Origin of the sequence: Actinophytocola sp. (assembly GCF_036402745.1) — a bacterium.
GTDB lineage: Bacteria > Actinomycetota > Actinomycetes > Mycobacteriales > Pseudonocardiaceae > Actinophytocola.
The window spans coordinates 1-18,174 of record NZ_DASWSJ010000105.1 but is presented as its reverse complement, the minus strand read 5'-3'; the positions used below and the strand labels follow the sequence as shown (position 1 = coordinate 18,174).

Sequence of the window (18,174 nt, the reverse complement as noted above, 5' to 3'; positions counted from 1 at the left end):
TCCGGTCAAGAGGGCCCAGCATCGCCAGCGACACCAGGCCAGCAGACCGCCTCACTCAGCCGTCGGCATCACTCCTCCCAGCAAGACCGGGCACCGGCGCCGACCAGCCACAACCACCTAACCCACCGGCATTGGGACTAGGCCAGGGCCTTCAGGAGGTCGGCCACCTCGGTGACGGGGCGGTCGCAGACGTAGCCGTGGCATACGTAGGCCGCGGCCAGGCCGTCCACCACGGGGCGGTCCGCCAGCAGGGGGGCCTCGTCGGGGGAGCCGGCCAGGACGACCGCTCCGCCCGGGGCGTGGCGGACGGCGGCGTCGACCAGGGCCTCGCGGCGGGGGTCGCCGGGTGCGCCGACGATGGCCACCTGCAGCGGACCCTGGCGCAGGGCCTCGGCCGCCGAGAGCCAGTGGCCGGCGAAGCGTGGGGCTCGAGCGGCCAGCAGCCCGGCGCGGGCGACGGCCGACTCCGCGGCCGACCGGTACGTGCCGGCGCGGTCGGGGCCGACCAGGGCCGACGCGGTGAGCAGGGCCGACGCGGTGGCCGACGCGCCGGAGGGGGTGGCGTTGTCGCTGGGGTCGGAGGGGCGCCAGACCAGCGCGTCCGCGTCGTCGGCGGTGTCGTGGAAGGCGCCTTCCGCCTCGGTGTCCGCGAAGTGGGCCAACGCGGTGTCCAGCGCGGCGACCGCGATGGACAGCCAGCGCGCGGAACCCGTTGCCTGGTGCAGGGACAGCAGGCCCTCCGCGAGGCAGCCGTAGTCCTCGAGCACGCCGGCCGCGGCGCCGGCCACGCCGTCCCGGGACGCGCGCCGCAACCGGCCGTCCACCAGGTGGACGTCGGCTACCAGGGACGCCGCGTCGGAGGCTGCCGTGACCCACCGGGGGACGCCGAACGCGGCACCCGCGTACGCCAGCGCGCCGATCGCCAGGCCGTTCCACGCGGTGACCACCTTGTCGTCGCGCCCCGGCTGCGGCCGCTCGTCCCGGGCGGCGAGCAGGCGCTCCCGCACCCGCGTCCACCGGGCCGGCACCTCCGGCGCGCGCAGCATCCGCAGCGTCGACGTGCCGTGCTCGAACGTCCCCTCGGCCGTGACGCCGAGGATGTCCGCCGCCCACGCGCCGTCGTCCTCGCCGAGCACGGCGACGAGCTGCGCCGGCGTCCACGCGTAGGTCAGCCCCTCGGCCCCGTCGGTGTCGGCATCGAGGGACGCGGCGAACCCGCCCTCGGTGGTACGCAACCGGCGCAGCAGGAACTCCGCGGTCTGCTCGACCACCTCCCGGTACCGCGCCGAACCGGTGCGCAGTGCGAGGTGCGCGTACAACCGCAGCAGCAAAGCGTTGTCGTACAACATCTTCTCGAAGTGCGGCACCACCCAGCCGGCGTCCACACTGTATCGGGCGAAGCCGCCGTCGAGCTGGTCGTAGATGCCGCCCGCGGCCATCGCGCCGGCGGTTCCCTCCACAATAGACAGCGCCTCGACGGAACCGAGGCGCTCGTGGTGGCGCAGCAGGAACTCCAGCACCATCGACGGCGGGAACTTCGGCGCGGTGCCGAACCCGCCGTGCCGCCGGTCGTACTCGGGCAGCATCGCCGCGGCCGCGCCGGCCAGCACCTCGTCGTCCACAGTGGACACCGGCAGCGCCTCGGTCTGCTTCGACAGCTCGGCGACGATCCGGGCGCCGGCCTCGCGCACGTCGGCGTCCCGGTTGGTCCACGCCTCCGCGACCGCCGTGAGCAGCTGGCGGAACGAGGGCATGCCGGGCCGGGGCGCGGGCGGGTAGTACGTGCCGCAGTGGAACGGCGCGCCCTCCGGGGTGAGGAAGCACGTCATCGGCCAGCCGCCCTGGCCCGTCATCGCCTGGGTCGCGGTCATGTAGACCGCGTCCACGTCCGGCCGCTCCTCGCGGTCGACCTTGACGTTGACGAAGCCGGCGTTCATCAGCTCGGCGATCTCGGTGTCCTCGAAGGACTCGTGCGCCATCACATGACACCAGTGGCACGCCGCGTACCCGACCGACAGCAGGACCGGCACGTCCCGGCGCCGCGCCTCGGCGAACGCCTCCGCCGACCACGGCCGCCAGTCGACCGGGTTGTCCGCGTGCTGCAGCAGGTACGGACTCGTCGCCTCGGCCAGCCGGTTCGCCATGTGCCCAAGCCTCGCAGACGCCCGGGTGTGCTGCTCGAACAGCCCTTTCGGGCACCGATGCGGACCATCTGCGCAGCGCGCGAGCGGGCCTGTTGCCCTGGTCCGAACGGCGGAGCAGCGTCAGGCCGGTCAGGTCCCCCTGGGGAGGAGAACCATGACCCGGACTCGCATCCTGTTCCTGGCCGCCGCGGTGGCCGCGACCTCGGTGGCGGTCGGCACGGCCATTCCCGCGGCCGCCGCCCCCGGCGTCGACCCGAGCGCGGTGTCGCTGACGCTCGCGCCGGGCGAGAGCTCGTCGCTCACCACGAACGTCACCACACCGGTCGTCGCGCCCAAGCCGGACATCGTGTTCCTCGCCGACACCACCGGCAGCATGGACCCGGTCCTCGCGAACGTCCGCAACAACACGCGCTCGATCATCGACGAGGTCCGCGCCAGCCAGCCGGACGCGCGGTTCGCGGTGGCCGACTACAAGGCCGACGTCGACGGGGCGCGTGCGTTCTCCGTGCGGACCCCGCTGACCGACGACGAGGCGGCGGTCCAGGACGGCACCCAGCAGTGGCTCTACGACGTGGGTGGCGGCGGCGCGCCGTGGACCGACTTCATCAACGCGCACTACCAGCTGGCGACCGGCGCGGTGGGGTTCCGGCCGGGCAGCACGCGGATCATCGCGTGGTTCGGCGACGCCCGCTCGCACGACCCGAGCCTGGGTCACCCGCTGTCGGACACCAACCTCGCGCTGCGGGGCATCGGCGCGCACGTGGTCGCCGTGCCGGTCCTCGGCACGAATGGCGGCGGGCTCGACAACCTCGGCCAGGCCACCTCGATCACCAAGGCCACCGGCGGCGTGCTGATGGCCGAGCAGGCCGCCGACCAGGTCGCCCGCGCGATCCTCGACGGCATCAAGGCCCTCGACGTCACCGTCGCACCCACGCCGGCCTGCGACCCGGGGGTCGGCGTCGCGTTCGACCCGGCCTCGCGGCGCGTGCGCAGCGGCGCCTCGGCGCCGTTCGGCGAGACGGTGTCGGTGGCGCCGGGGACCGCGCCCGGCACGTACCGGTGCACCGTGGACTTCCGGGTCAACGGCGCCTCGGTCGGGCTGGCCCAGACGGTGACCGTGCGGGTGCCGGACAGCTCGGCGGCACCGGCGCTGCGGATCGGGGACGTCTCGGTGACCGAGGGCTCGTCGGGGACGACGCCGGCGACGTTCACCGTGTCGCTGTCGAAGGCGTCGACGTCGGCGGTGTCGGTCGGCTGGGCGACCCGGCCGGGGACCGCGGTGACGCCGGCCGACTTCGCGGCGGCCAGCGGGACGGTCACGTTCGCACCGGGCGCCACGTCGGCGTCGGTCTCGGTGGCGGTGGTCGGCGACAGGGTCGCGGAGGCCGACGAGACGTTCACCGTGGACCTGTCCGCGCCGAGCGGCGCGACGCTCGCGGACCCGTCAGGCGTGGGCACGATCGTCGACGACGACACCGACGTGCCGCTGCCGACCATCCGGATCGGCGACGTGATGGTGCCGGAGGGCAACGCCGGGCAGACACCCGCGAGCGTGGCGGTGACGCTGTCCCACGCGGCGACCGCGCCGGTTGGCGTGTCGTGGGCGACCGCGCCCGGGTCGGCGGTCGACACCGACTTCGTCGCGGCGCAGGGGCGGCTGACGTTCGCGCCGGGTGAGACGAGCAAGCGGATCGACGTCACGGTGACCGGCGACCGCTCGACCGAGGTGGACGAGACGTTCTCCGTCGTGCTGTCCGCGCCGTCCGGCGCCACGCTGGGCGACGACCGCGGCCAGGTCACGATCGGCAACGACGACGGCGGGCCGCCCGGCGACGTGCCGGCGCTGCGCCTGGGTGACGCGACGGTGGTCGAGGGCGGGTCCGCGGTGCTGACCGTCGTGCTGGACCAGCCGAGCAACACGCCGGTGACGGTCGGGTGGGCGACCGCGCCCGGCACCGCGACGACCGCGGACTTCACCGCCGGCGAGGGCACCGTGACGTTCGTGCCGGGGACGACGACCGCGCAGGTGTCGGTGCCGGTCCTCACCGACGGCCTGCCGGAGGGCGACGAGACGTTCACGGTCGAGCTGTCCGGGCCTACCGGCGCGACGCTGGCCGACCCGACCGGCGTGGTCACGATCCTCGACGACCGGACCGCGCCCACCCTGTCGATCGGCGACGTGGCGGTGGCCGAAGGTTCGGCCGGCACGACCCCGGCGACGCTGACCGTCACCCTGTCCGAGCCGGCCGCGACCCCGGTGACCGTGGGGTGGGCGACCGCGCCCGGCACCGCGACGGCCGCGGACTTCACCGCAGGCGCCGGCACGCTGACCTTCCAGCCGGGCGCGACCTCGGCGACGGTCCAGGTGTCGGTCGTCGGCGACACCGCGGTCGAGGGCGACGAGACGTTCACCGTCGGCCTGTCCGGGCCGACCGGCGCGACGCTGGCCGACCCGACCGGCACGGTCACGATCCTCGACGACGACGCGGTGCCCGGCCCGGCGCTGTCGATCACCGACACCGCGGTCGACGAGGGGTCCGGCCGGGCGACGCTCATCGTGTCCCTGTCCGCCCCGGCCGCGAACCCGGTGACCGTGGCGTGGGCGACCAAGCCGGGTACGGCCACCCCGCCGGGCGACTACACCACGAGCGGCGCCACGCTGACGTTCCCGCCGGGCACGACCTCCCTGCCGGTGACCGTCCCCATCACCGACGACACCACCGAGGAGCCCGCCGAGACCTTCACCGTCACCCTCGCCGATCCCACCGGCGCGACGCTGGCCGACCCGACCGGCGTGGTCACCATCGCCGACGACGACACGACCGTGCCGCGGACGATCGCGATCGGGGACGTGTCCGTGGCGGAGGGCAAGGGGCAGGCGAGCTTCCCCGTGACGCTGTCGGCCGCGGCCGGGGCGCCGGTCAGCGCCTATTGGTCCACAATGGACGGTACGGCCGGCGCGCCGGGGGACTACGCGGGTGGCTCGGGCACGGTGACCTTCCCGCCGGGCACGACGAAGGCGACCGTCACCGTGGCACTGGTCGACGACGACCTGGCCGAGCCCGACGAGACGTTCACGGTGACGCTGGCCGACCCGAACGGCGCGGCGATCGCGGACGGCACCGGGGTCGGCACGATCGTCAACGACGACGCGGCGGGCCGGTTCGGCTGCACGGCCAGCGCGCTGACCCTGCTGGGCGCGCGCCCGGCGGTGGCCAACCCGCGGGTGACCCCGTGCGCGGACGACGACCGGACCGCGGCGACCGTGCGGCTCGGGCTGGGCCTGCTGACGATCGAGGCGGGCGGGCTGAGCGCGCGGACCGACCTGGCCCCCGGCGGCGTGAGCGCGACCGGCGCGCTGGCGACGACCCGGGTGCGCACGCTGGGCCTGACGATCGAGGTCACGACCCTGACCGCGACGGCGACCGCGACGTGCGTGGGCGGCCGCCCGGCCTTCGACGGGAGCTCGGAGATCGCGGCGCTGACGGTGAACGGGGTGCGGATCCCGATCGGGTCGCGGCCGGTGACCGTGCCGCTGCTGGTGGGCTCGCTGTCGCTGAACAAGACGGTGCTGAGCGCCGACGGCGTGACGCAGCAGGCATTCGCGCTGCACACGCTGCTGGGTGACGTGGTGATCGGCGAGGCCACGGCGTCGACCCGGGGCAACCCCTGCTGAGGGGTCAGCGCTCGGGGGCGGCACCGCCGTCGGAGGAGGACTCCTTCGCCGGCGGTGCCGGTTCGGCCTCAGGAGCGGCCGGCGCGGCCGACTCGGGATCGAAGCTCGCCGGCACGCGCTTGAGGTGCTTGCTCATCGAGCGCACGAGAAACGCCACCGCGACGAAGAACAGCAGCACCACGAGCAGGCCGACCGGGGAGGACTTGCCGAAGTCCTCCCCCTGCCCGCCCGGGTCCTGCTGCGTCGGCGGTGGGGCCACCAGCGCCACCGTGTCGGTGCCGAGATCCAGCCCCTGCGGTGGGCCGGAACCTGTAGTCATGCACTTACCTTCTCGCTGATCCCGGAGAACAGGTCATCCTCCGGCAGTGTCGTGTCCACGAGGGACCGCACCAGCTCGTACTCCTCGTACGGCCACACGTCCCGCTGCACCTCCAGCGGCACGGCGAACCACCGGCTGTCGGGGTCGATCTGCGTCGCGTGGGCGAGCAGCGCGGCGTCCCTCTTCTCGAAGTATTCCCCACATTCGATCCGGGTGGTCACCCGGTCGGACGCGTCGCCACGTTGCTCGTCCCACTTCTCGAGCCACTCGGTGTACGGCGACTCCAGGCCGCGCGCCAGCAGCGCGTCGTGCATGGCCTGCATGCGGATGCGGGAGAACCCTTGCGAGTAGTACAGCTTCAGCGGCGTCCACGGCTCGCCGGCCTCGGGGTAGCGGTCCGGGTCGCCGGCCGCGTCGAACGCCGCCACCGACACCTCGTGGCACCGGATGTGGTCCGGGTGCGGGTAGCCGCCGTTCTCGTCGTAGGTGATGACCACGTGTGGCTTGAACTCACGCATGACCCGCACCAGCGGCGGCACCGACTCCTCCAGCGGCACCAGCGCGAAGCACCCCTCCGGCAGCGGCGGCTTCGGGTCGCCCTCGGGCAGCCCGGAGTCGACGAACCCCAGCCAGTGGTGCGACACCCCCAGGATCTCCGCCGCGCGCGCCATCTCCTTGCGGCGGAACTCGTTCATGTTCTCCAGCACGTCCGGCCGGTCCATCGCGGGGTTGAGGATGTCGCCCCGCTCGCCGCCGGTGCACGTGACCACCATGACCTCGTGGCCCTCGGCCACGTACTTGGCCATGGTGGCCGCGCCCTTGCTGGACTCGTCGTCCGGATGCGCGTGCACCGCCATCAGTCGCAGCTTCTCCGCCATGATCCCGTCGTCCTCCCATGACACCCCAGGCAGTGCCCACCGCGTGCCTGCCGGATACTCAACCTGGCTATTCGAACCAAGCCGGTCGGGTGCATTGTTCCCGGCGGGACCGACAATCCAGGTGGAGGCCCAGCATGACCGCGCCGAGCGGAGCGTTGCTGGAGGACCGGTACGGCACCCGACCTCGCAAGACGTCGCGGCGCACCTACTGGATCCTCGGGGCCTGCGCGCTGCTTCTCGGCGGCGTCGTCGCCTGGGTCGGCTACGTCAACCTCGGCACCGCGCCCATCGAGACCCAGCAGGACAGCTTCGAGAACCTCCCGAACCACGCCATGCGGTTCACCTTCGAGGTCACGCGCGACACGCCCGGGCGGGCGGCCGTGTGCATCGTGCGGACCCGGGTACTCAACGGCAGCGAGGGCGGTCGCAAGGAAGTCCTGATCCCACCCGGCCCGGCAGCCACGCGGGTCACGACGGTGATCAAGAGCAGCGACGAACCCGTTACCGCCGACGTTTTCGGGTGCTCTTATCAGGTACCGGCATACCTGTCCACGGACCTGCCGCCATCAGGGTGAACTCCTCGATGGACGCTGGCAATTAGGACAAACCGGACAAGGATATCCCGCCATTCGTGATATCCTGTCGTACCTGCACGGCCCCTGGCGGGCCGTGTTTTTCCGTTCCGGGTGCCCGCCGCCCGCCCGGGAACTACCGACCCGAATCCGCGGGACTCGGAAGTATGAGCGAGGAGTTGGTGACCGTGAGCGACACCCAGGTGACCTGGTTGACCCAGGAGGCCTACGGCCGGCTCAAGCAAGAGCTCGACGAGCTGATCGAGAATCGCCCGGTAATCGCCGCGAAGATCAACACGAGCCGCGAGGAGGGGGACCTCAAGGAGAACGGGGGTTACCACGCGGCCCGCGAGGAGCAGGGCCAGGCGGAGGCCCGCATTCGCCACCTGCAGGAGCTGCTGCGCAACGCCAAGGTCGGCGAGGCGCCCGAGAACGACGGGCTGGCCGAGCCCGGCAAGGTGCTGACCATCCGCTACGAGGGCGACAAGAACACCGAGAAGTTCCTCCTCGCCACTCGAGAGGAGGGTGCGGAGGGTGCGCTCGAGGTGTACTCACCCGAGTCCCCGCTCGGCAAGGCCCTGCTCGGCGCCAAGGAGGGCGAGACCCGCTCCTACGACCTGCCCAACGGCAGCAAGCAGAAGGTCACCCTGGTGAAGGCGGTTCCGTACGCCGGCTGACGCACACCGCGACGGCGCCTTCCAGACATCCCACGGTCCGGAAGCGTCGGTCACGGCCGTCCGGCGACCCGTTCCAGCAGTGGCCGCACTCGCGGCGGTATCGGCGTGGACAACGCGATGGAGGTCGACGTGCGCTGCACCCAGCGCACGTCGACCACCTCGTCGATGACCCGCTGCAGGTCCGCGTTCGACCGAGCCACCATGCGCACCAGCAGGTCGCCCTCGCCGGTGGTCGCGTGCACCTCACAGACCTCGTCGATGGCCGCGAGCCGCCCGGCCACCTCGATGCGCTTGCCCTGGGCGATCTCCAGCACCGCGAACGCGGTGAGCCCGTAGCCGAGCGCGGCCAGGTCCACCTCCGGCGGGAAGCCGCGCAGCACGCCGCGCCGCTCCAGCCGGTCCATCCGCGCCTGCACGGTCCCGCGGGCGACTCCCAGCCTGCGGGAGCACTCCAGCACGCCCAGCCGCGGCTCGTCGGAGAGCAACAGCAGCAGCCGCGCGTCCAGGGCGTCGACCGCGCCGGCGGGATCAACGGGTTCGCTCATCTACACAGAATGCCTCACTCCGCCCAGTCGAAGCGCCACCCCACCGGGCAGATTGTTCACCTTATTTAGTGACAGTTGCGCATCCTGCCCCCTGGACGGATCCTGCGGTTACCACCGTGCCCGCAGGGAGGACATCATGACCGGCACTCTCGGCCAGGATCGCCAGCTCGATGACATCAGCTTCGACCAGCTGCGTCAGCTCGTCGGACTCGTGGACTACGACGAGTCGAAGGACCCGTTCCCCGTCCGGGCGATGGACGCCGTGGTGTTCGTGGTCGGCAACGCCACCCAGACCGCGTGGTTCTACCAGGCCGCGTTCGGCATGCGGCTCGTCGCCTACGCGGGCCCGGAGACCGGCAACCGCGACCACAAGTCGTTCGTGCTGAAGTCCGGCTCGGCCCGGTTCGTGATCAACGGCGGCGTCGCCCCCGACAGCGCGCTGCACGACCACCACCGCAAGCACGGCGACGGCGTGGTCGACCTCGCGCTGGAGGTGGCCGACGTGGACCGCTGCGTCGAGCACGCCCGCGCGCAGGGCGCCACCGTCCTCGAGGAGCCGCACGACGTCTCCGACGAGCACGGCACGATCCGCCGCGCGGCCATCGCGGCGTACGGCGAGACCCGCCACACGCTCGTCGACCGCTCCCGCTACGCCGGCCCCTACCTGCCCGGATACGTGGCCAAGGAGTCCACGATGCCGGCCCGCAGGCGGCTGTTCCAGGCCATCGACCACTGCGTGGGCAACGTCGAGCTCGGCCGGATGGATCACTGGGTCGAGTTCTACAACCGGGTCATGGGCTTCGTCAACATGGCCGAGTTCGTCGGCGACGACATCGCCACCGACTACTCCGCGCTGATGAGCAAGGTCGTCTCCAACGGCAACCACCGGGTCAAGTTCCCGCTCAACGAGCCGGCGATCGCGAAGAAGAAGTCGCAGATCGACGAGTACCTGGAGTTCTACGACGGCGCCGGGTGCCAGCACATCGCGCTGGCCACCAACGACATCATCGCCACGGTCACCGCGATGCGGGAGTCCGGCGTCGAGTTCCTCGACACCCCGGACTCCTACTACGACGACCCCGAGCTGCGCGCCCGCATCGGCGAGGTCCGCGTCCCGATCGAGGTGCTCAAGGAGCACCGCATCCTGGTCGACCGGGACGAGGACGGCTACCTGCTGCAGATCTTCACCGCGCCGATCGGCGACCGGCCGACCGTGTTCTACGAGCTGATCGAGCGGCACGGCTCGCTGGGCTTCGGCAAGGGCAACTTCAAGGCCCTCTTCGAGGCGATCGAGCGCGAGCAGGACCGGCGCGGCAACCTCTAGAGCAGCGCTGCCTCCAGGTTGACCCCGGTGGCGCCGGTGACCTGAGCCTTCACCAGGTCGCCGGCGCTCACCGGGCCGCCGGTCACCGTCACCGAACCGTCGATGTCGGGTGCCTGATGCGCCGCCCATCCCTTCCCGCCCGAGCCGACGAGCACCTCGATCGTCGCGCCGATCCGCTCCTCCGCGCGCTGGGTACACATCTCGTCGGCGAGCAGCGACAGCTCGGTGGCGCGCTCCGTGACGAGCGCCGGGTCGATCTTGCCGGGGAGCCCGATGGCCTCGGTGCCCTCCTCGTCGGAGTAGCCGAACACGCCGATCGCGTCCAGCCTCGCCTCCTCGACGAACGCCGTGACCTCGCCGAACTCCGCGTCGGTCTCGCCGGGAAAGCCGACGATGAAGTTCGACCGCACGCCCGCGTCCGGCGCGAGTGCCCGGATCGAGTCGAGCAGCTCGAGGAACCGCTCGCGGTCGCCGAACCGGCGCATCCGGCGCAGCAGCGTGCCGCTCGCGTGCTGGAAGGACAGGTCGAAGTACCGCACGACGCCCGGGGTGCCGGCGATCGCCTCGATCAGCCCCGGCCGCAGCTCCGCGGGCTGCAGGTAGCTCACCCGCACCCGGTCGGCCACGGCCGCGAGGCGCGGCAGCAGCTTCTCCAGGGCCCGCAGGTCACCGAGGTCCTTGCCATAGGACGTCGTGTTCTCGCTGACCAGCAGCAGCTCGCGGACGCCGTGCCCGGCGAGCCACTCGGCCTCGGTCACGATCTCGTCCGGCCGGCGGGAGACGAACGCGCCGCGGAAGCTCGGGATCGCGCAGAACGTGCAGCGCCGGTCGCAGCCGGAGGCGAGCTTGAGCGGAGCGGCCGGTCCGCCGCCGAGCCGGTGGCGCAGCGGGCGCGGCCCGCTCGCCGGGCCATGGCCGGGCACCTCCGCGGTCGAGGCGGACCGCTGCACCGGCGTGATCGGCAGCAGGGTGCGCCGGTCGCGCGGGGCGTGCGCCGGCCGGGTGCGGCCGGCGAGCACGTCGTCGAGCCGGTCGCCGATGTCGGGGTAGTCGTCGAAGGACAGCACGGCGGCCGCCTCCGGCAGGGCGTCGGCGAGCTCGTTGCCGTACCGCTCGGCCATGCAGCCGACCGCGACGACCTTGGCCCCCGAGTCCGCGGCGGAGAGCAGCGAGTCGACGGAGTCCTTGCGGGCCGAGTCGATGAAGCCGCACGTGTTGACCACGACCACGTCGGCGTCCGCGCCGTCCTCCGCGAGCCGCCACCCGGCGTTGTCCAGCCGGGCGGCGAGCTCGTCGGAGTCGACCTCGTTGCGCCCGCAGCCCAGGGTCACCAGGGAGACGGCGTGCTTGGAGGTCATCGGGTCATTCCGCCAGGTCCGCCACGATGGAGGGCTGGTTGGGGTCCGCCGGCGAGCTGACGAGCACCGGCGAGTCGATCGCCGGCGCCACGACCCCGGGCGCCAGGTACGCGGTCACGACGAAGCCGCTCGCCAGCAGCACTCTGGCGATCGTGCGAGCGCGGGATCTGCCGACCTCGTGCACGCTCTGGCAGGTGCCCCATTCGAAGCCGTCCGGCGCCGCCGGGCTGGTTCCCTTGCGCTGCCGCCGTTGCGCGGCGAGCTTCCCGATCTCTGTCATTGCTTGCCTCCCGATGGTGGTCAGTGATGCCTCGCAGGCTCGCAGGCGGCACTAACACTGCGCTAACAACCGACCACGGCCCGCACCCTCCTCGAGTGCGGGCCGTGGTCGTGAGGTGGTCAGCGGATCGGGGCGCCCGGCATCAGCGTGCGCAGCAGCCGGGCCTGGTGCACCGAGCCGCGGATGGACGAGCAACCGGGAGGAATTTTTCAGGGCCGGGTATTCTCGTTTCCAAGCAGCGCGTGGATGGGGAACTTGGCATGGCGGTCGGGTCTCGGGTCTCGGGAGTGCTCCCGCTTGCGGGAGCGTCGTTGGCCGCGGTGGCCCTGGCCGGCGTGGCGGTGTTCACCGTGCACCAGGCGGGCTGCACCGACCCCGGACGCTACGTCGAGCACGACAACGGGCAGGTCGAGCTCGTCGACAGCTGCCTCGACCCCGCGCACCTGCCCCCGGCCAACACCAACAAGGTCCAGCCCAACCCGGCCGAGCCGGCTCTCAACGAGCTGACCAAGCGGGACTCGGCGGGCCAGGCGCCGTAGCGCCTCTTCTCAGCCGAGGGCCTGCAGCAGGTCCTGCACCAGGTCCGCGCCGTCCTCGATGCCCACGGACAGCCGCAGCACGTCGCCCGGCACCTGCAGGGGTGAGCCCGTGGTGCTGGCGTGCGTCATCCGGCCCGGGTGCTCGATCAGCGACTCGACGCCGCCGAGCGACTCGCCCAGGATGAACAGCTTGGTGCGGGCCGCCACCTCCAGCGCCGCCTGCTCGCCACCGGCGACGGCGAAGGAGACCATGCCGCCGAACCGGCGCATCTGCTTGGCCGCCAGCTCGTGGCCCGGGTGCTCGGGCAGGCCCGGGTAGTAGACCTTGGTGACCCGCGGGTGGCCGACGAGCGCCTCGACCACGCGCTCGGCGTTGTCGCTGTGCCGCTCCATCCGCAGCGCGAGCGTCTTGGCGCCGCGCAGGGTGAGGTAGGCGTCGAACGGGCCGGGCACCGCGCCCACCGCGTTGCGCAGGAACGCGAACTGCTCCTGCAGCTCGTCGTCCGAGGTGACCAGCGCGCCGCCGACGACGTCGGAGTGGCCCCCGAGGTACTTGGTGGTGGAGTGCAGCACGACGTCCGCGCCCAGGCCCAGCGGCGACTGCAGGTACGGCGTGGCGAAGGTGTTGTCCACGACCAGCTTGGCGCCGGCCTCCGCGGCGACGTCGGCCAGCGCGGCGATGTCGGCGATGCCCAGCAGCGGGTTGGTCGGCGTCTCGCACCAGATGACCTTGGTGTTGGGCCGGACCGCGGTGCGCGCGGCGGACACGTCGGCCAGGTCGACGGTGGTGTACTCGACGCCCCAGAGCGAGAGGACCTTGTCCAGCAGGCGGAAGGTGCCGCCGTAGGCGTCGCCGCCGAGGATGACGTGGTCGCCGGGGCGGGTCAGCGCCCGCAGCGCGACGTCGCCGGCGGCCATGCCGGAGGCGAACGCCAGCCCGTGCCGGCCGCCCTCCAGCGAGGCCAGTGCCTCCTCGAGCGCGGTGCGCGTGGGGTTGGCGGTGCGCGAGTACTCGTAGCCGCCCTCGCGGACCCCGCCGACGCCGTCCTGGGCGAAGGTGGACGTGGCGTAGATGGGCACGATGACCGAGCCGGTCCGCGGGTCAGGTCGCTGCCCTGCGTGGATGGCCCGGGTCTCGAAACCCCAGCGGCTCGTGTCGTCTGCCATGGTCAAAGGTTATTGCCTCTCACTGGTGTGCCCAGCATCTGGGAATCGAATCTCGCTCGTCTCCCATGTCAACGCCGGGCGCCACGCAAATAGTTCAGCGACGGCGGCAGCGCGGCCACCACCAGCAGCACCGCCGCCGCGCACAGCGCGAGGAAGCGCAGCACGGCCTGCTCGTTGCCGAACTCGAACAGCAGCTCGTAGTACGCACCGACGTCGCTGGTCGCGCTGACGTCCGGCAGGGCGCCGGCCATCGTGAACGCGACCTGGTCGGCCAGCACCGGATCGAGCACCACGACGACCACGGTGAGCATCGCGGCCGCGAGCAGCACGAACGCCCCGGCCACCTGCCGCGCGAACACGAGCACCGCACCCAGCAGGGCGATGGCGACGACCGCGAAATGGAACACGACCATCGCGGACCAGCCGCCCGGCAGGGAGAAGCCGGCGGGAATGTTGATCAGAAGGTGGACGCACTGGTACCCGAGCGTGCCCGCGACCGCGAGCCCCAGGATCGCCGCGATGATCGCGAGCGCCGGGTTCCCGCTCGGCTGCGGAGCTCCGTAGCCAGGCGGGTAGTAGCCGCCCTGCGGCCAGTTCCCGTGCGGTGGATAGCCCTGCTGGTACGCCATTGGTGGTCCCTCCCCGATCGACGAGGGTCATCCAACCAGCCCGCGGCCGGGCGCGTGGAACAAGTCGCGGAAACAGCGACGCCGGCGGGCTGTTTGCCCACCGGCGTCTCGTTCAGCTGCTGCTCACCATTGCTGCTGCGGCGGCGGGCCACCCTGCTGCGGGGGCTGGCCGAAACCACCCTGCGGCGGCTGGCCGAAGCCCTGCTGGGGCGGCGGCTGCTGGCCGAACCCCTGCTGCGGCGGCTGCTGGCCGAAGCCCTGCTGCGGGGGCTGGCCGAAACCGCCAGGCTGGCCGGGCTGGCCGAACCCACCGGACGGCGGGCCACCGAAGCCACCGGGACCACCCGGGCCACCGAGCACGGACTCGCCACCGAGGTACTTCTTGGTCTGCGGGATGAACGCGAGCGCACCCACCGCGCCGACGACGATGCCGCCGATCAGTGCCCACACCGGCAGGTTCGGGGTGTTCCCCGAGTCGCCGATGGCGCCCTCGACGATGAGGTAGGCGATGCCGGCGATGAGCATCAGGCCACCCGCCGCCGCGGTCACGATGCCGGCCAGCTTGTGCTTCAGGAAGATCAGCACGCCGCCGCCGATGGCGCCGACGGCACCGATGAGCGCCACGATCGTCCAGAGCCACAGCGTTCCCGGCGCGGGCAGGTTGGCCTGGGAGAGCTGCTCGCTCGTGGCGTTGCCGAGCGCGTCGGAGTACCTGCCGAGGTCACCGAAGTCGGTGAACGCGAAGATCGCGACGAGCAGACCCATGAGGGCCACCAGGCCCGCGAGGCCCCACGCGATCATCTGCGTGTTCTGGCCCTGGCCGCCGAAGGTCGGACCCGCGCCGAGACCCTGCTGCTGGGCGAACCCGCCCGGCGGCGGGCCGTAGCCGGGCGGCGGCTGCTGCCCGTAGCCCGGGGGCGGCTGCTGGCCGTAGCCGGGCGGGGGCGGGCCGTAGCCGGGCGGCGGCTGCTGACCGAACCCACCGGGCTGCTGACCGAACCCACCGGGCTGCTGCTGGCCCGGGTACCCGCCGTAGGCCTGCGGGTCGGCGCCGGGCGGCGGGGCGTACGGCGGCTGCTGGGGCGGCATCGAGCCGGGCGGCACCATCTGCGTCGCACCGGCGTCCTGCTGGGGCGGCTGCCCGTACTGGCCCGGCGAGACGACCTGGGTCGCCCCGGCGTCCGGGCCGCCGGGCGGCTGCTGGCCGGGTTGGATGGCCTGGGTGCGCTCGACACCGTCGGCACCGACCTGACCCGGCGCGGGCTGCCCCGGTTGGAGTGCCTGCGTGGGCCCGGGCGCCGACAGCGCCGGGTTGTCCTGTGGTGGCTGGCCGGGCTGCTGCTCCTGGCCCTCACCTTCCCCCTGGTGCGGTTGCTGGCCGCCCTGCCACGGTTGGTTCGGCGGCTGCGGAGCGCTCATCGGGTTCCAACCCCTTCAAAAAGTCCGACACGACTTGCTTCGCGCCAACGCTAGTGCATCGTGTGTGCCTTCGCCGTCAACGCCCCAGGTGAGCCGACCCGCTCACCGGCCGGCGAGGAAACCGAGCAGGTCCTGCCGGGTGACCACACCCGCGGGCTTGCCGTCCAGCAACACCAGCGCACCGTCCGCCGTGGACAGTGCGGTCATCGCGGCGGTCACCTGCTCACCCGAGCCGATGGTCGGCAGCGGCGGCGACATGTGGTTGTCCAGCCGGTCCGCGAGCGCCGCCTTGCCGGTGAACAACGCCTCCAGCAGGTCGCGCTCGTTGACCGCGCCGACGACCTCGGCGGCCATCACCGGCGGTTCGGCGTTGACGACCGGCATCTGGCTCACGCCGAACTCACGCAGGATCGCCACCGCGTCGGCGACCGTCTCGGTGGGATGCGCGTGCACCAGGTCCGGCATCGCGCCACCGGTTCCCTTGCGCCGCAACACATCCCCGACCGTCGCGCCGGAGTGCTCGGGCGGGAGGAAGCCGTAGGAGGCCATCCAGTCGTCATTGAACACCTTGGACAGATACCCGCGGCCGCCGTCGGGCAGCAACACCACGACGACGTCGGCCGGGCCCAGCCGCCTGGCCAGCCGGATGGCCGCCGCGGCCGCCATCCCGCACGAGCCGCCGACGAGCAGGCCCTCCTCGCGCGCGAGGCGCCGGGTGACCTCGAAGGACTCGGAGTCGGACACCGCGATGATCTCGTCGGCGATGTCGCGGTCGTAGGTCTTGGGCCAGAAGTCCTCGCCGACGCCCTCGACGAGGTAGGGCCGGCCGGTGCCGCCGGAGTACACCGAGCCCTCCGGGTCCGCGCCGACGACCTTCACCCGGCCGTCGGAGATCTCCTTGAGGTAGCGCCCGGTGCCCGAGATGGTGCCGCCGGTGCCGACGCCGGCCACGAAGTGCGTGATCCGCCCGTCGGTCTGGCGCCACAGCTCCGGGCCGGTGCTGAGGTAGTGGCTCGTGGGGTTCTCGGGATTGGAGTACTGGTCCGGCTTCCACGCGTTCTCGATCTCGCTGACCAGCCGGTCGGAGACGTTGTAGTAGGAGTCCGGGTGCTCCGGCGCGACCGCGGTGGGGCAGACGACGACGTCGGCGCCGTAGGCCTTGAGCGTGTTGCGCTTGTCCTCGCTGACCTTGTCCGGGCACACGAACACGCAGCGGTAGCCCTTGCGCTGGGCCACCATGGCGAGCCCGACGCCGGTGTTGCCCGAGGTGGGCTCCACGATCGTGCCGCCCGGCCTGAGCTCGCCGGACTTCTCCGCCGCCTCCACCATGCGCAGCGCGATGCGGTCCTTCACGCTCCCGCCGGGGTTGAAGTACTCGACCTTCGCGAGCACCGTGGCGGACACCCCTTCCGCCAGCGCGTTCAGCTTCACCAAGGGCGTGTTGCCGACGAGGTCGACGACATGCTCGACGTACTCCACTCGCACTCCTTATGACTGATGTGCCCCCCGGCACCTCGACCGAGCCTAGCGACCGGCTTCTAGCACGGACGACGCCCATTCGCATATGAGGTTCGAGCTGACCTTGAGCCCGATACTAGTGACACGGGACACACTCGGACGGAGCTTGCGGACGACGCCTTCAGGGCGATGTAACGAGGAACCGGACCTGTGTTCGAACGTCACATCAGGAGCCGGTGGTTATATGGGAGTTGGGAGGCACGGCGATGGCTGGAATGCGGGTCATTCGAGCGCTGATGCTGGGGGCCGGCTCGGTAGGCGGCCTGTCCGGAGCGGCCTACGGCCTGCTCAACGGCCAGTCCCGGCGAGCGCGCACGATCATCGGCAAGTCCACCGGCCTGCCGCTCAACGCCGACGGCGTGTACCTGCCCGACGGCACGGGTCCCCTCCACCAGCACGAGCCGTCCGACTGCGTCACCTTCGCCATGCTGGGTGACTCCCTGGCCGCCGGGCTCGGCGCCGAGTCCGAGGCGCGGCTGCCCGGGGTCAACCTGGCCAAGGGCCTGGCCGAGGAGACCGGCCACCCGGTGCGGCTCACCACCCACGCCATCATCGGCTCGCGCACGTCCGACCTCGACGAGCAGGTCGACGTCGCGCTCATCACCCCGCCGGACCTCGCACTGATCATCGTCGGCGGCAACGACGTCACCACCCGGATGCGCGTCGGCACGTCGGCCGCGGTGCTGGCCAAGCAGGTCAAGCGGCTGATGCGGGCGGGCACCACGGTGGTCGTCGGCACCTGCCCGGACCTGGACATCATCCGGCCGATCCCGCAGCCGCTCCGCACGATCGCGTCGCGCTGGGGGCTGGCCCTGGCCCGCGCGCAGCGCCGCGAGCTCGACCGGCTCGGCGTGCGCTCGGTGTCCATGGCCGCGCTCGTGTCGCCGGAGTTCCGCCAGCGGCCGGACGAGCTGTTCAGCGAGGACCGGTTCCACCCCAACGGCGCGGGCTACGAGCTGGCGGCCGCGGTGCTGCTCGGCCCGTTGTGTGATGCTGCCGGCTTGGCGCGGGGCTGGCGGCTGCTTCCCGCGTAAGGTCCTTGGTCAGGCATCTGACGAAGGAGTTGCGCCATGCCAGAGGCGGTCATCGTTTCCACCGCCCGGTCGCCGATCGGGCGCGCGGGCAAGGG

Annotated in this window: 16 protein-coding genes; 6 read left to right on the top strand and 10 right to left on the bottom strand. The window is 72.3% G+C overall.

Annotated elements, in window-relative coordinates; translation table 11 throughout:
• Positions 1-137 precede the first annotated feature (137 nt).
• On the bottom strand, positions 138-2,144 hold the full coding sequence (locus VGD70_RS10175; protein ID WP_331080442.1) for a thioredoxin domain-containing protein: 2,007 nt from the start codon (positions 2,142-2,144) through the stop codon (positions 138-140).
• Positions 2,145-2,298: 154 nt separating this feature from the next.
• Between VGD70_RS10175 and VGD70_RS10170 the strand changes: the two genes are divergently transcribed.
• Complete coding sequence (locus VGD70_RS10170; protein ID WP_331080440.1) at positions 2,299-5,820, top strand: Calx-beta domain-containing protein; 3,522 nt, start codon at positions 2,299-2,301, stop codon at positions 5,818-5,820.
• Positions 5,821-5,824: 4 nt separating this feature from the next.
• Here VGD70_RS10170 and VGD70_RS10165 read toward each other — a convergent pair whose 3' ends face one another.
• Complete coding sequence (locus VGD70_RS10165; protein ID WP_331080438.1) at positions 5,825-6,139, bottom strand: hypothetical protein; 315 nt, start codon at positions 6,137-6,139, stop codon at positions 5,825-5,827.
• Complete coding sequence (gene mca / locus VGD70_RS10160) at positions 6,136-7,017, bottom strand: mycothiol conjugate amidase Mca (protein WP_331080446.1); 882 nt, start codon at positions 7,015-7,017, stop codon at positions 6,136-6,138. The genes VGD70_RS10165 and mca overlap by 4 nt, the downstream gene beginning before the upstream one ends.
• Before the next feature lie 134 nt (positions 7,018-7,151).
• On the opposite strand from mca, the gene VGD70_RS10155 reads away from it, so the two are divergent.
• Complete coding sequence (locus VGD70_RS10155; protein ID WP_331080436.1) at positions 7,152-7,592, top strand: DUF4307 domain-containing protein; 441 nt, start codon at positions 7,152-7,154, stop codon at positions 7,590-7,592.
• A 176-nt stretch (positions 7,593-7,768) separates the two neighbouring features.
• Positions 7,769-8,266: a transcription elongation factor GreA gene (gene greA, locus VGD70_RS10150; protein ID WP_331080444.1), complete on the top strand. Its 498-nt coding sequence runs from the start codon at positions 7,769-7,771 to the stop codon at positions 8,264-8,266.
• A 50-nt stretch (positions 8,267-8,316) separates the two neighbouring features.
• Here greA and VGD70_RS10145 read toward each other — a convergent pair whose 3' ends face one another.
• Positions 8,317-8,811, bottom strand: a complete 495-nt coding sequence (locus VGD70_RS10145; protein ID WP_331080434.1) for an Lrp/AsnC family transcriptional regulator — start codon at positions 8,809-8,811, stop codon at positions 8,317-8,319.
• A gap of 136 nt (positions 8,812-8,947) precedes the next feature.
• Between VGD70_RS10145 and hppD the strand changes: the two genes are divergently transcribed.
• Positions 8,948-10,135, top strand: a complete 1,188-nt coding sequence (gene hppD, locus VGD70_RS10140; protein ID WP_331080432.1) for a 4-hydroxyphenylpyruvate dioxygenase — start codon at positions 8,948-8,950, stop codon at positions 10,133-10,135.
• On the opposite strand, the gene rimO is transcribed toward hppD, so the two are convergent.
• Positions 10,132-11,493, bottom strand: coding sequence for a 30S ribosomal protein S12 methylthiotransferase RimO (rimO, locus tag VGD70_RS10135; protein ID WP_331080430.1), 1,362 nt, complete (start codon positions 11,491-11,493; stop codon positions 10,132-10,134). The two genes, hppD and rimO, sit on opposite strands and share 4 nt — an antisense overlap.
• Positions 11,494-11,497: 4 nt before the next feature.
• Entirely contained in the window at positions 11,498-11,773 is a 276-nt protein-coding gene (locus tag VGD70_RS10130; RefSeq protein ID WP_331080429.1) for a hypothetical protein, read from the bottom strand.
• A 311-nt stretch (positions 11,774-12,084) separates the two neighbouring features.
• On the opposite strand from VGD70_RS10130, the gene VGD70_RS10125 reads away from it, so the two are divergent.
• On the top strand, positions 12,085-12,312 hold the full coding sequence (locus VGD70_RS10125) for a hypothetical protein (protein WP_331080427.1): 228 nt from the start codon (positions 12,085-12,087) through the stop codon (positions 12,310-12,312).
• Between the two features lie 9 nt (positions 12,313-12,321).
• On the opposite strand, the gene VGD70_RS10120 is transcribed toward VGD70_RS10125, so the two are convergent.
• From VGD70_RS10120 to VGD70_RS10105, 4 genes are all read right to left on the bottom strand, one after another.
• Complete coding sequence (locus tag VGD70_RS10120) at positions 12,322-13,479, bottom strand: cystathionine gamma-synthase (RefSeq protein ID WP_331080425.1); 1,158 nt, start codon at positions 13,477-13,479, stop codon at positions 12,322-12,324.
• 68 nt (positions 13,480-13,547) lie between these two features.
• Positions 13,548-14,108: a hypothetical protein gene (locus tag VGD70_RS10115; protein ID WP_331080423.1), complete on the bottom strand. Its 561-nt coding sequence runs from the start codon at positions 14,106-14,108 to the stop codon at positions 13,548-13,550.
• A 123-nt stretch (positions 14,109-14,231) separates the two neighbouring features.
• Positions 14,232-15,527, bottom strand: a complete 1,296-nt coding sequence (locus VGD70_RS10110; RefSeq protein ID WP_331080421.1) for a hypothetical protein — start codon at positions 15,525-15,527, stop codon at positions 14,232-14,234.
• 102 nt (positions 15,528-15,629) lie between these two features.
• Positions 15,630-17,006 carry a cystathionine beta-synthase gene (locus VGD70_RS10105; RefSeq protein ID WP_331080419.1) on the bottom strand — a complete coding sequence of 459 codons (1,377 nt, stop codon included), beginning with the start codon at positions 17,004-17,006 and terminating at the stop codon, positions 15,630-15,632.
• Between the two features lie 254 nt (positions 17,007-17,260).
• Here VGD70_RS10105 and VGD70_RS10100 point away from each other — a divergent pair, with 254 nt between their 5' ends.
• Positions 17,261-18,079, top strand: a complete 819-nt coding sequence (locus VGD70_RS10100) for an SGNH/GDSL hydrolase family protein (RefSeq protein ID WP_331080417.1) — start codon at positions 17,261-17,263, stop codon at positions 18,077-18,079.
• Positions 18,080-18,174: the final 95 nt, after the last annotated feature.